The organism is Streptomyces sp. NPDC028305, from assembly GCF_055569495.1.
Genome location: NZ_JBVHTN010000006.1, coordinates 676,587 through 690,635, shown reverse-complemented (window position 1 = coordinate 690,635; position 14,049 = coordinate 676,587). Strand labels below are relative to the sequence as shown.

The 14,049-nt window shown below is 70.5% G+C and carries 11 protein-coding genes; 3 read left to right on the top strand and 8 right to left on the bottom strand.

Annotated features, from left to right (window positions below):
- Window position 1: 1 nt before the first annotated feature.
- Both ACZ4WQ_RS28540 and ACZ4WQ_RS28535 read right to left on the bottom strand, forming a co-directional pair.
- Window positions 2-1,003 carry a carbohydrate ABC transporter permease gene (locus ACZ4WQ_RS28540; protein WP_468022533.1) on the bottom strand — a complete coding sequence of 334 codons (1,002 nt, stop codon included), beginning with the start codon at window positions 1,001-1,003 and terminating at the stop codon, window positions 2-4.
- Window positions 1,000-2,409, bottom strand: a complete 1,410-nt coding sequence (locus ACZ4WQ_RS28535; RefSeq protein WP_385349084.1) for an extracellular solute-binding protein — start codon at window positions 2,407-2,409, stop codon at window positions 1,000-1,002. The genes ACZ4WQ_RS28540 and ACZ4WQ_RS28535 overlap by 4 nt, the downstream gene beginning before the upstream one ends.
- 165 nt (window positions 2,410-2,574) lie before the next feature.
- Here ACZ4WQ_RS28535 and ACZ4WQ_RS28530 point away from each other — a divergent pair, with 165 nt between their 5' ends.
- Complete coding sequence (locus ACZ4WQ_RS28530) at window positions 2,575-4,191, top strand: glycoside hydrolase family 32 protein (RefSeq protein ID WP_468022532.1); 1,617 nt, start codon at window positions 2,575-2,577, stop codon at window positions 4,189-4,191.
- 207 nt (window positions 4,192-4,398) lie between these two features.
- Window positions 4,399-5,970: an FAD-binding oxidoreductase gene (locus ACZ4WQ_RS28525; RefSeq protein WP_468022531.1), complete on the top strand. Its 1,572-nt coding sequence runs from the start codon at window positions 4,399-4,401 to the stop codon at window positions 5,968-5,970.
- 613 nt (window positions 5,971-6,583) lie between these two features.
- Here the strand turns inward: ACZ4WQ_RS28525 and ACZ4WQ_RS28520 are convergent.
- From ACZ4WQ_RS28520 to ACZ4WQ_RS28495, 6 genes are all read right to left on the bottom strand, one after another.
- Window positions 6,584-7,366 carry a GntR family transcriptional regulator gene (locus ACZ4WQ_RS28520; RefSeq protein ID WP_468022530.1) on the bottom strand — a complete coding sequence of 261 codons (783 nt, stop codon included), beginning with the start codon at window positions 7,364-7,366 and terminating at the stop codon, window positions 6,584-6,586.
- On the bottom strand, window positions 7,363-7,905 hold the full coding sequence (locus tag ACZ4WQ_RS28515; RefSeq protein ID WP_311727007.1) for a GntR family transcriptional regulator: 543 nt from the start codon (window positions 7,903-7,905) through the stop codon (window positions 7,363-7,365). The genes ACZ4WQ_RS28520 and ACZ4WQ_RS28515 overlap by 4 nt, the downstream gene beginning before the upstream one ends.
- A gap of 594 nt (window positions 7,906-8,499) precedes the next feature.
- Complete coding sequence (locus ACZ4WQ_RS28510) at window positions 8,500-9,897, bottom strand: cysteine hydrolase family protein (protein ID WP_468022529.1); 1,398 nt, start codon at window positions 9,895-9,897, stop codon at window positions 8,500-8,502.
- Window positions 9,898-9,912: 15 nt separating this feature from the next.
- Window positions 9,913-11,463 carry a hypothetical protein gene (locus tag ACZ4WQ_RS28505; protein WP_398375962.1) on the bottom strand — a complete coding sequence of 517 codons (1,551 nt, stop codon included), beginning with the start codon at window positions 11,461-11,463 and terminating at the stop codon, window positions 9,913-9,915.
- Window positions 11,441-12,220 carry a hypothetical protein gene (locus ACZ4WQ_RS28500; protein ID WP_398375964.1) on the bottom strand — a complete coding sequence of 260 codons (780 nt, stop codon included), beginning with the start codon at window positions 12,218-12,220 and terminating at the stop codon, window positions 11,441-11,443. Before ACZ4WQ_RS28500 ends, ACZ4WQ_RS28505 begins: the two co-directional genes overlap by 23 nt.
- Before the next feature lie 32 nt (window positions 12,221-12,252).
- Window positions 12,253-12,939 (bottom strand): hypothetical protein, encoded by a 687-nt coding sequence (locus tag ACZ4WQ_RS28495; protein WP_358847900.1) that lies wholly within the window; start codon window positions 12,937-12,939, stop codon window positions 12,253-12,255.
- Window positions 12,940-13,291: 352 nt separating this feature from the next.
- Here ACZ4WQ_RS28495 and ACZ4WQ_RS28490 point away from each other — a divergent pair, with 352 nt between their 5' ends.
- Window positions 13,292-14,014 (top strand): 4Fe-4S cluster-binding domain-containing protein, encoded by a 723-nt coding sequence (locus ACZ4WQ_RS28490; RefSeq protein WP_398375966.1) that lies wholly within the window; start codon window positions 13,292-13,294, stop codon window positions 14,012-14,014.
- Window positions 14,015-14,049 lie beyond the last annotated feature (35 nt).

Here is a 14,049-nt window from a genome sequence, read left to right as displayed (position 1 = left end):
CTCACTGGTAGTGGACGAAACGCCGGCTGAGCCGGAACTGGAGGGCCGTGACCGCCATGATCAGTACGAACAGCAGCACGCCCACCGCGGACGCCGGGCCGAAGCGGAGCTGCTCGAACGCGGTCTCGTAGATGACCATCACAACGGTGCGGGTGGAGTCGCCGGGCCCGCCGTCGGTGAGCACGTACGGCTGCTCGAAGACCTGAAGCGCGTTGATGATGCCGACCACCGACGCGACCAGCAGCGTGGGCGACAGCAGCGGCAGCGTGACGGCGAGGTGCTTGCGCAACCCGGTCGCGCCGTCGAGCGAGGCGGCCTCGTGGATCTCCTTGGGGATGTTGTTCAGACCGCCGACGAACAGCAGGAACGAGAATCCGAACTGCTGCCAGACGTAGACCAGGATCACCGTGGCCATCGCCCCGTTCTCCGACGTCAGCCATGGCACCGGGGCGATCCCGACCAGCCCGAGCAGCCAGTTCACGACGCCGAAGTCCTGGTTGAAGAGGTACTTCATCACCACCGAGATCGACGCGGCGGACAGCACCAGCGGGAAGAAGAAGGCCGACCGGAACACCGAGCGGAGCCACATGGGCATCCGCCCGTTCACCGCCAGCGCCAGCGCCAGCGCGATGAGCAGCTGGAGCGCGACCGCGAGCACCATGAACACGAGGGTGTTGCGGAAGGAGACCAGCACGGTCGAATCGCTGAACACCTCGCGGTAGTTGGCGGTCCCGGCGAAGCTCGGGTCGTCGATCACGTTCCAGTGGAAGAGGCTGAGGACGACCGAGCCGGCGATCGGTACGACCGTGAAGAGCACGATCCCGACGATCGTGGGCGCCAGGAACAGCGCGGCGAGCAGCCGGGTGGAACGGTTGCGGGCGGAGGGCCGCGAGGGGTCGGCGGCCGGTGTCGCCCGCCGCTTTCGTACGCGCGGGGCCTGCGTGTTCGGCTGGGTGTTCGCCTGGGTGTCCGCCTGCGTGTTCGCCTGCGTGTTTGTCGTCATACGTCACGCTCCATGGCCTTCTCCAGGTCGCCCTGCATCCGGCGCAGCGCGGGGCCCACCGCGCCCCGCGAGGCCAGGGCGGTGCCGGTGTGCTTGAGCAGCACCTGCTCGACCTCGGCGACCTGCGGCGGCGCGGGGATCGGCCCGGTGTCGGGGAACTTGTCGAGGGTGTCGTAGAAGACCTGCCAGTGGTTCGGGCCGGTCTCCCGGTAGCGGGCGGGGGTGAGCATCGAACGGCGGGCCGGGGTGGTCTGGTTGGTCTTGAACAGCCGCATCAGGGTGTCCCTGCGGGCGGCGTACTTGATGAACTCCCAGGCCTCGTCCGGCTTCTTCGAGGTGCGCAGCAGCGCGTAGCCGGCGGCGCCGAACTGCATGCGCTGGGTGCGCCAGCGCGGGAAGTACTGCACGTCGTAGTCCGTCGCCTCCATGCCCGCGAGATGCAGACCGCCCGCCCAGAAGCCGCCCGCGGGCGTGACGCCGACCCGGCCGGTGGAGAAGACGCCGACGAGGTTCTGGCCGTTGCCGCCCTCGGGGCGGGTGCACAGGTCCTCCTGGATGAGGGAGGCGAGATAGTCGTACGCCTCCTCCACGCGGGCGTCGGTGGCCTGCGGGGTCGTCCACCGGAAACCACCCCCGCGCCCGCGCCGGGCGGCGGCCGGATAGAAGGAGTCCCACAGCCAGGCCCCGCCCGGCGCCTTGGACTCGGCGAGCAGATTGGTGCCGTTCGCGAACAGCCAGGGCACCACGCCGCCCCACAGCCGGTTGGTCCAGAAGTACGGCGTGAACCGGGAGCCGCTCGCCTTCTTCATGTCCCGCAGCAGCGCGGTGAAGTCGTCGCGGGTCCAGTCGGCCGCCGGGAAGCTCGCGCCCGCCCGCTTCAGCACCTGGTTGTTGAGGTACATGTCGGCCGCGTTGAACTCGACCGGCAGCTGGTAGAGGCTCCCCTCGTACATCATCGACTCCACCAGCGAGGGATGGACGTCGGCGAAGTACTCGCGCAGCTCCTCGGCGTCCCGCCGCACCCAGCGGTCCAGGGGGACCCCGAGGCGCCGCGCGAACAACTGGACGCCCTCGGTGGCGACGTAGACGAGGTCGGGGGCGGTGCCCGCCGCGATCTGGGTGAGGATCTTCGCGAAGAAGTCGGACCAGTCGACGGCCTGCACCGCGTTGATGCGCAGCTTGATGTCGGGGTGCTCTTTCCGGAAGCCCTCGGTGAGCGTGCGGATGGCCTCCGGTCCGTAGGCGGGGCCGAGGGTGGCGACGACGAGGGAGCCGTCGTTCCGGCCGGGGATGTCGGCGCCGGTGAGGCGGTCCCAGCTTGCCGCGACGCCGCCGAGAGCGGCGGCCGCGGCGCCGTACGCCCCGTACCGCATGAGGCCGCGGCGGGAGATGAGCGAGTCGGTCATCGGCGAGCCTAACTCGTGTTAGGAGGAAGTGACTCCCCGATGATGAGAACCCTGTTACGGGGCTGTCAAGGCGCAGGAGAGGGTTGACCTTTAACGAGTTAGGTCTAAAGTTCCGGACCACTGAGCCGCAGTCCCGACGACGGAGTCGGGGAAGGGAGGCGCACCATGCGCCGAATATCGGGCACATCCGGCAGCCGTGGCCCGTCCAGGAGGTCGCTGTTCCTCGCCTCGGCCGTGGGCGCGGCCGGCGCGTTGCTGCCCGTCACGGCGAGACCTGCGGCGGCAAAGCCCGGGGCGGCGAAGCCGGGGGCGGCGAAGCCCGGGGCCGCGTCCGCGTGCCCGGGCAGCTACCGCGCCGGGTACCACTTCACCGTCCCCGACCAGTGGATGAACGACCCGCAGCGGCCGATCTGGATCGACGGCGAGTACCACTACTACTACCTGTACAACCCCGACTACTCGACGGGTGGCACGACCGCGGGCACCACCTGGCGCCTGGCCACCAGCACCGACCTGGTCTCCTTCACCGACCGCGGCATCGCCGTGCCGAAGGACACCACCCCCAATGGCGACGTCTGGTCCGGTTCGGCGGTGGTCGACACGGACAACACGGCGGGCTTCGGCCCGGGCGCGGTGATCGCCCTGGCCACCATGTCACCCGACGACAACGCCAACACCCAGGCGCAGTACCTGTTCTACTCCACGGACGGCGGCCGTACGTTCACCAACCACGGCACCGACCCGGTCCTGCCCAACCCCGGGGTCCGGGACTTCCGCGACCCCAAGGTGATCCGCGACGAGGAGCGCGGCCGGTGGGTGATGGCGCTCGCCGAGAACAACAAGGTGGGCTTCTACCACTCCACCGACCTGAAGTCGTGGACTTACGTCAGCGGGTTCATCAAGGACGGCATCGGCGTCCTCGAATGCCCCGACCTGTTCCGGATCACCGCCGAGAACGGGACCCGGACGTGGGTGCTGGGGGTGAGCGCCAACGGCAAGGGCTCCGGGCTGCCGAGCACCTACGCGTACTGGACCGGCTCCTTCGACGGCACCACCTTCACGGCCGATGCCCCCGACCCGCAGTGGCTGGACCACGGCTGGGACTGGTACGCGGCCGTCACCTTCGAGAAGCGGGACGCGAACGGCACCCTCGACCCGGCCGCGCGCTACGCGATCGGCTGGCTGAACCACTGGGACTACGCCAACACCACGCCCACCATCGACTGCGACGGCTTCAACGGCACCGACTCGATCGTCCGCGAGATCACCCTCAAGCGCGCCGCGAGCGGCACGTACTACCTCGCCTCCCAGCCCATCGCGGCCCTCGACGGCCAGGTCTCCCGCACGGTGAACCTCGGCGACCTGGAGGTCGACGGCCGGCGGGTGCTGGACTACACCGGCACCGCGTATGAGCTGACGACCGAGATCGCCTGGGACCAGCTCACCGGCGCGGGGCTCCAGTTGCGCCGCTCCGCGGACGGCGTCCGCCACATCGACGCCGGGATCTATCGCGACTACGCCTTCGTCAACCGCGGGTACGCGGTGAGCCCGGACTCCTCCGGCCGGTGGCGGGAGAGCCGCACCCCCTTCGACCCGTCCTCGCGGATGGTCCGGCTGCGGATCCTGATCGACCGCACCTCCGTGGAGATGTTCATCGACGACGGCCGGTACGTCCACTCCTCCGAGGCATTCCCGGACCCTGCCGACACCGGGCTCGCGCTGTTCACGATCGACGGCGGCGCGGTGTTCAGGAACACCGTGATCCGCGAGTTCAGGCTCTGATCCACGGCGAACAGGCGAGCGTCGGGCAGGCCACTCGGACTCGGCTATCAGGCGGTGCGTCAGGCACGCTTTCGAGTGGCCGGCTCGCGGGCGGTCCATGACAAACGGCCAGGTCGGTGAACGATCGGTGGATCAGTCGATCCCGAGGCAATCGAGCCTCCGACCGTTTCGCGAAGGCAGGCCACAGTGATCAGCAGGCGGAACGCATTGCGGACAGGCACCCTGGGTGCCCTCGGCGCCGGGGCCGTGGCCATGACGGCGCCGACCGACGCGGCCGCGGTGACCGAGACGGCGGAGCGGGTCAGCCGGCAGGACTGGAAGCGGCTGGCCGCGTCGCTCTCCCCCGGTGCCACCCTCTACCGGCCCGCGAACTCCGGCTACCCTCCGCTCGCGATCCCGTTCAACCACCGGTACGCCGGGACCCACCCCGCCGGCATCGTCGCCTGCGCCACGGTCGGGGACGTACGCGAGTCGATCCGCTGGGCCCGCGCGGTGGGGCTGCCCGCGGTGCCGCGCTCCGGTCTCGGCCACAACTACGCGGGCTACTCCACCACCACGGGCCTGCTGCTCAATATGAGCCGGATGAGGAACATCGTCACCACGCCGCGGCGGAGTGCCGCCCGCTCCCGGGCATACGGGCCGATCAAGGTCGCCCACGGCGCGGGCACCGTCACCGTCGGGGCCGGGGTCACCAACGGCGATCTGCATCCGCTGCTCGAGGACCAAGGCATCTTCGTGCCGACCGGCCGCTGCCCCTCGGTCGGGGTCGCCGGTCTCGTGCTGGGCGGCGGGATCGGCTTCAGCGACAAGATGTTCGGCCTGACCTGCGACCGGCTGGTCGCCACGACCGTCGTACTCGCCGACGGCCGCGTCGTCGAGGCCAGTGAGGACTCGCAGCCCGATCTGTTCTGGGCCTGCCGGGGCGGCGCGGGCAACAACTTCGGCGTGCACACCTCGTTCACGTTCCAGTACGAGCGGTTCCAGGGCGATGTGGGTTTCTACCGGCTCAGCTGGAGCCTGGACTCCGTACTGCCGGTGATGGCGACCGCCCAGCGGATCGCCCAGGAGACCGAGGACGACAAGCGATTCCACCTCCGCCTCGGCATCGGCACCCGCGGGCGCACCCGGAAGCAGATCCGCACGAACGCCAACGTCAACGCGATCGGCCAGTACTACGGAACCCTCGATGAACTGCGGGCCGTCCTCGCCCCGCTCCTCGCCATCGGCACCCCGGAGGAACGAGCCCGGAACTGCGCCGCCGTCCGCGAGGTCACCCCGGCTGAGGCGAGCACGCTGCTCAGCGCCACCACTCCGGTGGAGAAATTCGCCGCCAAGTCAGCGGTCCTGAACTCCCGGACGCTCCTCACCGACCAGCAGGTCAGCGCCGCGGCCGAGCGGCTGCTCGACTGGCCGGGCAGCGGCAACCCGGACGGGGCCGGGTTCGCGATGTTCGCACTCGGCGGGGAGATCAACCGCGTACCGCGCCGGGCGACCGCATTCGTGCACCGCGACGGCCTGTTCATCCTGGCCGCCGAGACCTCCTGGGCGGACTACGACTCCCCCGAGGTCGCCGCCGCGAACCAGCACTGGCTCCAGGAGTTCTACGCCGCCATCTTCGACGGGGCGCCCCCTGCGCACTCCTACCAGAACTTTCCCGATCCGAAGCTGAGGGACTGGCGGGAGGCCTACTACGGCGTCAACTACCCGCGGTTGGTCCGCGTGAAGCGGAGGTACGACCCGACCGACTTCTTCCGCTACCCCCAGGCAATCGGCTCCTGAGTGCTCCCGTGCCACCACCAGGCCGGGCCCCCGCCAGGCCGGGCCCGGGGGACAGGCCAGGTCTGACCGGGAGGGGTCCCCGCACGCCCGTGCCAGCCTCTGCCGCATGAAACGCTGGAAGTCCGCGATCGGGCTCGTCATCTGCCTTGGTGTGACAAGGGCGGTTCGGCATCGGGGCCCTTCACCCGGCCCGTGGAATTCATGAAGATGCGCGCACAGCGGCTGCCCGCCCGGGATCACGGCGATTACGTCCCGGCGCATGGATTCAACCTTGCCGATGCGTCCACCACCGACCTGCCAGAAGCCGATTTCGTCACAGGCCGGTACACAGCGCTGCCCTTCGCGCTGGGCCTGCGGGTCAGGGACTGTGTCCAGGCCGTGGCTGACAAGCGCGACGGCGCACGGCCCGTGTGGTTCTACGGGCTGAGCGACCGCTCCTGGGCCTGCGTGATGCCCGGTTTGGTCTCACGGTCACGCCAAAAGGACAGCGGGTATGGCTGGATGATCCGGCCGACTCCTGGGCCGTATGAGCAGCACCCCCCGGCCATCACGGCCCCCGGGGCGGGGGCGGGCCGCTCTGCGGCCGTAGCGCCCGCGGACGCTACGGCACCATTCAGGACGGCGAGAACTCGTATTGCAGCTCATAGAGGTGACCGGCCTTGGCCATCACCGTGGCCTCAATGGGGCGTTCGTCGTCGCTGTACACGACCCGCAACGTCCGCAGGACGGGCAGATTCCCCGGCAGACCAAGGACGGTGTACTGCTCCTGCGTGGGTACCCGGGCGGACACCTTGTCCACGCTGAGCCGTGGCGGGTACCCCAGTTCCGCCAGCAACGCCGGAGTACCGCCCTTGATCTTGCGGCGTTCCATCATCGCCGTCCCGTGAGCAAGATCCAGCGGATAGTACGACTTCACCAGTTCCACCGGCTCGTCATCCAGCGACAACACCTGCGCCCGCAGGAGCGCCATCCCGTCCTCCGGAAGCCGCAGCGCCTCCGCCACATCGGCGGGCGGCCTCACCTCGGCGACCTCCAGAAGACGGCTGCTCCCCCGCGCCTGGTGCCCGGTGGCCGCCTCGCTGATCCACCGATACGGCTCACCCGACGCGGCCGGCGCCATGTACGCGGCGGGCCGCATGGTGCGCTGCCGGTGCTCCCGTACGGTAACGGCCGCCCCGGCCCTGCCCACCGCGAGGCCTTCGTCCTTCAGCAGTTGCAGTGCCTTCTGCACGGTCGCGTTCGACGCGCTGAACCGCTCCTTGAGCTGCGCGGTCGACGGAAGCCTGGCGCCCGGTCGAAGCTCGCCGGACATGATCTCGTCCCGCAGATCCGCGGCGATTCGCTCATGCAGCGACCGCCGGTCGACTGCGTCCTGATCGGCCTTGGGCACGGTCATCCCATCCTGAGTTCGTAACGAAGGCGCTGGCGGTGAGCGGGCATGGTGATGAGATCAGCCTGAATCGGCCGACCGTCCCCATCGAGGACGACCCGCTCAAGGCACATCACCGGCTCCAGCTCGCCGGTCCGCAGCAGCTCGCGCTCCTGCCCATCGGGCATCCGCGCCGTCACATCCTCCCGCACCCGTTGCCCCACGTACCCCAGTTCCGCGAGCAGAGCAACCGCTCCCCCACGGATCTTCGCCGTGCCCGCCAGGCCGGTACCCGCCGCGATGGGAGCGGGGTAGTAGGAGTCGGTCAGCTCGCAAGGCTGCTCGTCCAGATACATGATCCGCCGCCGCACGACCACTGCGGCCCCCGCCTCGATCCCCAACAGACGTGCCACGGCTGCGGGAGCGGACACCTCTCCGGCCTGGACGATGCGCTGAGTGCCCCGCCGCCCGTAAGCCGCGGCCTCCTCACTCCACACATCGGCTCGGTCTCCCCCGGTCGGCCGCAGGTAAGGCATCGACGTACTGGTCCACGCATCGCCGGCCAACGGGGCCTCCTCATATCTTGGTCGGTCCTCGCCAACCTCGCCGCTTTACACAGTAAGCGAACCGTTGACCACCACACAGTGGGGATCCCTGCCGCTTTTCGCGAATAGCGATAATGTCGCCCTGAGCTTACAGCGAGCCCAGAGGTGGTGAGTCACCATGCCCCTGACTCGGCAGCAGTTCTTCACACGTCGCAAGCCGACTGTCCCCGCGGGTCGAAGGTTGATGAGCAAGGCCCACGCCGTCGCGTGGATCTTCGAAGCACTGCTACGACTGGTGTTACCGCCCGGGCCAATGGTGTGCCTCACTCGTCCTACCGGCCTCGCGTGGCGGTCGCACTGTGTCTCGATACGCCCCGCTACCGCGTACGAGCGGCGGCAGCTGCGGGCCCTCGCCCGGCTGCACGCCCAACGCCAACGAGGCATCGCCCCCGCATAGGCCCCGCCCCCGCGCCACCGGCACCAGAGTTTGCGGTGAATATCGGACGACGACACGCCGATGCCACGGCGTGTCTGTGTCTCATACTCACCGCAAGGTCGCCGGCAGCACTTCGCCAGATCGGTGATCAACCATGGCAGACGGACCCGGTGGCAGCCTCACGCTGAGCGCGTACGGCCGCGACGGGCGCCCCGGCCGCGGGTTCCCGGGCCGGGCTGGTCGGTGCGCGGGGTCACGCCCAGGCCCTTGAGGCGTTCGAAGTCCGCCGCGTCGATCTTCTCCAGGACCTCCAGCTGCCGCTCCAGAGCGTCGGACTGCGAGCCGAAGTCGTCATGTCGGCGCAGCGCGTTGGCGGTGGTGACGTGGTAGCGGGCGAGGGCGACCTTCAGGCTGCGGCTCTCCAGGACCATCCGGTAGATCGTCTCCTCCGCCAGGGCGTCCTGGACCGATCTGACGGGGCGGGTGAAGAAGAGCGTGACGATCTGGCCGGCGCCGAGCGCGCCGAGGACGGCCGGGCTCTCCCAGCCGACGCGGCCCGGGAAGAAGACGCCGAGGAGGGAGAGCAGGAGGGCGGTCAGCAGCAGACAGGTGCCCAGGCCCAGCAGGAACTTGGCGGCGAAGCCGACGGTGCGCTGGGCCTGTCTGAGGCGCTCGGAGGTCTGGATGCGGTAGTCGCGCAGCCGGGCGTCCTCGTAGGAGAGGATGCCCTGCTTGTCCTGGATGTACGAGGAGTAGCCGGCGAACTCGGCGTCCTCGCCCCGGGTGAGCCGCCGGTCGTCGTCCGGGCGGGAGCCGAGGAAGCGGGCCAGCTCGGCGAGGCCGTTCATCACCTCGGTGCGCAGCACGCGCTGGCAGAAGTCCAGAGCGGTGAGGTGGCGTTCCAGGGTGCGGCTGGCGGTGAGGGCGTCGGAGACGACGAGTTGCCGGACGTCGTAGCGGGAGCGGATGCCGGTCAGCAGGAGCTGGATCTTTATGTCGGTGAGGACGCCGATCACGACGACGTGGGTCGTCTCGTGCCGGCCGTCGGCCAGGAGCCCGTCCAGCAGCGTGGCCAGCGGGGAGGGCTCACGGGCGGCGGGGGTGTCCTGGAAGTCGTAGAGGGTGTTGGACCGTACGTGGTGGACGCGCAGCCTGCCGCCCCAGCCGTCCTCGGCCGGTTCCGGAGCCAGCAGGTCGGTCAGGCCGTCGACGTACGCCGCGCCCCAGGTGTCGGCCTCGCAGTGCGCGCCGTACTGCCTGCGTTCGAGGTCGTACGCCTCCCCCGGGACATGCCAGTCGCGGACGTTGATCAGGTGGAGCGTCCCCTCGCCGTGTCCGCGCACACGGGAGCCGACGGTGGCGTCGAGGAAGCGGGCGAGGGGCGAGCGGCTCAGTTCCGCCTCGGGCAGGACCCGGCGGTGGCCCTCCGTGCGGAGGGCGTCACCGCCTTCGCTGTCCAGCAGCAGCTTGGAGACCGCGCTCTCAGGCAGCGACAGCTGACAGTCCAGATTCAGGAAGAAGTCGTTCTGCAGGCACTGCGTGATGAGGATGTACTGCTCCTCGCCCGCCGGTTCCATCGGTCATCCACCCCCTCAGTGCGGCAGCAGCGGCCACTGCCGCGACAGCCGCATGGCGGCCTCGGTCACGGCGGGGTCCGCGGACTGGACCGCGAGGCCGTCCAGATAGGCGTGGGCCGCGGCCTCGTACAGGTCGTCGACGGCGTAGAGGCGCGCCTCGTGGGCCGCGCGGCGGGCTCCGGCGCGGTTGTCCAGGGTGGCCTCGGCCTCCTTGGCGCGCTCGGCACCGGCGATGTCCGCCTCGGTCTCCCGCTCCAGCTCCCGAAGTTGCTCGGCGGTGGTGCGGTACGCCGCGAGATACGGGTGTTCCGCGCCGAGACCGATCAGGAAGGCGATGCCTCCGGAGAGCAGCAGCAGCGCCACGAACATCAGAGAGACGCTGTGCGGGTCCAGGTGCAGGGACTCGATGAGGCTCGGCTGGTTGCTGATGCTGTCCCTGACGTCCTTGGGCACATCGGACGGCAGCTCCAGCGGGGGCTCCTCCTGGAACGCCACCTTGGCCCGCAGATCGCCCAGCGCCCAGGCCCCGTACGCCCAGACGCCGATCAGCGCGAGGGCGGGCACGGCCGACAGCCGGACCGCGCCGGTGGCGGAGCGGTGCCGCAGGATCCGGCCGCCGATGTGCGGGGCGAGGATCATCGCCACGGCGACGGCCACGGTGAGGCTGACGGAGAGCAGATTGGCGAAGGCCCCGACGCCGTGCAGATTCTCGAACACGGTGTAGTAGACGGGGAACTCGACCGCGATCAGCAGCACCAGCACCCCGATCTTGATCCACCGCGGCATGCCGGGGCGGGCCGCCGCGCCCTCCCAGGCCGCCCTGGTGGACAGGGCCCGGTCGGCCGCGTCGGGCTCCTGCGCCGCAGCGGGGTCGCGCTCGGACACGGCCTGCCAGCGGTCGTGGTCCCGGGCCGTCTCCGGCTCGTGGTCGCGATGCTGCGCCGCTGGGGGGTCTGTGGTGGGGTTGTTGGCGGCGTCGGTGCCGTCGGACCAGTCGGGGGGCATCCGGTTGCGCAGCCAGCGCCGCTCGAAGCTGCCCCGCACGGTGTCGCGGAAGGTCTGCCACCGGTCGGCCCGCCGCGCGAGCCGGTCCAGCTGCGCGGTGGTGACCATCTGCTGCTGCTCCAGGACCGTGCGCCGCCGGCTCCCCCGCGCCAGCCGTTCGCCCGCGGCGGTGGCCGCCGCCCGCACCCGGGCGGCCTCCAGCGCGCCGTCCTCCTCGGCCCGTGCCGCCTCCTCGGTGAGCCGGTGCCTGACGCGGTCACGCAGGCTGGACAGCTCGGCGAAGTACGGGATCCGGTCGGGGCTGCCCAGCACCCAAGGGTCGAAGACCTCCCGGGCACCGGCCGCCGCGCCGCGCTTGCGGGCCCGGTCGAGCAGCCAGGCGCTGTCGTTGGCGCGGACGACATCCGACTCGACGGGGTCCGGCTGCGGCAGGGCACCGTCGGGGAAGTGTCGCGCGGCCGCGCGGCCCCGGCGGCGCCCGCGGTCGGAGTCGGGCCTGCGGCGGCGCAGTCTCAGCCGCCGCGGCTCCTCGTCGTCGCTAACGGTATGTGGTGTGGACACGTGCCTTCACCCTCCCCTCCAGGAGCTCCGTCCAGAAGGAGTTGAACTGGTCGTACCGGGCGGTGTCGGCGCCGTACTTCATGCCGTAACCCACCGGGTAGATGTCGGCGCCGGACAGCTCCGGCTTGTGGTGGGACTTCAGGAAGGCGTCGATGGTCTTCCCGCGGCTCGCGGCGGTGGACAGATCCTGCCGACCCAGCCGGAAGTCCGGATCGCCCTGGTCGAAGTCGCTCACCACCAGCACATCGAACGAGTCGTCGTCGCCGGACGGTTTGGTCAGCGCGATGCGCGACAGGCCGCCCAGCACATCGGAGCCGGGCTCCTGCTCCTGTGCGCAGCGCAGCAGCTTCAGCGCGCTGGAGAGGGCGACCGCCCGCATGGCCTTGCGGGTCCGGTCACGGTCGGCCGTCTTCGAGGTGTCCGGGTCCAGATCGAGCGGGCTGACCTGGCACTTGGACGCCTGGGACACCTTGGTGATCGGGGCGAACGACGTCTTGCGGCACTTGTTGTCCGACAGGAAGGTGTTCAGCGTCGCCTCAAGCTTGGCCTTTGCGTCGAAGCCGGTCTTGGTGGCGGCGGCCGAGCCCGAGCCGTCGACCACCACGCCGCAGGCCTGGGAGTAGCGCTTCGGTTCGTTGGACACCGCGTCGCAGGCCGTGGCGGCGGTCGCCGCCAGGGCGAGCACCAGCGCGGCGGGCAGCGCGCGGCGCGTCTTCGGCGCTGTTGGTGCCTTTCGCGCCGTTGGTGCCTTTCGCACCCTTGGCGCCTTCGGCGCAGGGCTGTTGCCGATCATCGCGCGCTCCTCGCGTCGGCACGGTCGGCGTTCTGCCGCTCGAGTATCTGGAGCGCCCGGGACGTGGCCGTCCTGGCGCCCTCGTCGTCGTCGGCCAGCAGCCAGACGTCGGGCCGGTGCCAGGACTGGTCAAGCTCCACCCGGCCGGGCAGCCAGTCCCCGGGCGGGCGCCGGACGAGGCGCACGAACTGGGGGTGGGAGGCGCGCACCGCGTCCCAGTAGCAGGCGAGTTGCTGGTTGGCCTGGTCGGCGACGGCCTGCGCATGCGACCGGCAGCGGTCGACGCTGGTGCGCCACTGGCCCACCCACTGGCCGTACCGCGCGAGCGCGGCGGGCCTGGGGTCCTCACGGACGTCGTACTGGGTGACCACGCGCACCGACTCGGCGCGCAACTTGCTGATGAGGGCGTGCTCCTGCCCGATCATCGAGGAGCGCATCTGCTCCATGGCCCGGCGGGCGGTGGTCCGCACCTCCATGACATACGCGGGGAGCGGCAGTTCCTCCGGGTCCGGCGGATCGATGAGCACGGGCGGCTCGTCCCGCCGCCCCTCGAACTGCCGGACGGGGATGCGGGGCACGCCCCGCTCGCCGTCACGCTTCCCGCGCCATCGGGCCCTGAAGCGCGCGGTACGGCCGAGGTGCCCCCGCCGCACCACGCGGTTGACGCTGTCGGTTCTGATCATGGATATCTGTCCCCCGATTTCCCTCGGCGTGGAATTCGGCTCCGGAAGGCCGCATCATGGGTGCGGAACTCCGCTTCCCTTCCCGAAGCGGCACGGCAATCGAACCGAATACCTGTTTCAGACCGTAACGGTCAGGTCATACCCGGGAATGCTCCCCGCCCGGGCCGCTCCCGAAAACGCCCGGAAGCCGCCCGGAGAACGCCCCCGTAGTCGCCTGACGCCAGGTCATACTGGAATGGTTCCGAAGGACTTCCGAGGGACTTCATCGAATCGATCATGGAATATCGATCATGGAATTGGGAAGGAACGCGCGGAACGCGACGCCAGGCGAGGCGGGAAAGGAGACAGGCCGGTGGAAAACGTCCCCATGGGCCGGGAGCCGGTGCCGGCGCCGGTGCTGCTCCGGGTCAGCCAGACACACTTCCCGGTCGAGACCCTGGGGCCCGGGCGGCGGCTGGGCATCTGGCTTCAGGGGTGCGGGCTGGCCTGCGCCGGGTGCATGTCGCGGCACACCTGGGATCCGGAGGGCGGCAACTCCCGTACGGTCGCGTCCCTGCTCGGGCTGTGGCGCGCGGCGCTGGCGCAGGGAGCCGACGGGCTGACGGTCAGCGGCGGCGAGCCGCTCGATCAACCGGCCGGTCTCGCGGCGCTGTTGGCCGGAGCTGCCGAGGCCCGCGCGGAGGCGATGGCGCCGGGCGGCCCGGCGGCCGGTCGCGAGGTCGACTTCCTTCTCTACACGGGATACGAGGAGGAGGAAGTGGAGCGCGACGCGGCGCGCTCCGCCGCGGTCCGCCACGCCGATGTCGTGGTGACCGGACGTTTCCGGGTGGCCGAGCCCACCGAGTTGGTGTGGCGCGGCTCGGCGAACCAGCGCATGCTGCCGCGTACGGCACTGGGGCGGGCGCGCTACCAGGCGCATCTGGCCCGGGCGGCGAGCGGGTCCCGTCTGCAAGTGGTCGAGGGGGAGGGCGATGTGCGGCTCTACGGGGTGCCTCGGCGCGGCGAACTTGCCGCGCTGGAGCGGCGGCTGCGGCAGGTGGGGGTGCGCCTCACGAGGCCCAGCTGGCGGCCTTGAGGGGTGGCGGGGATTGTCGCGGTGTGGGTGGCCGC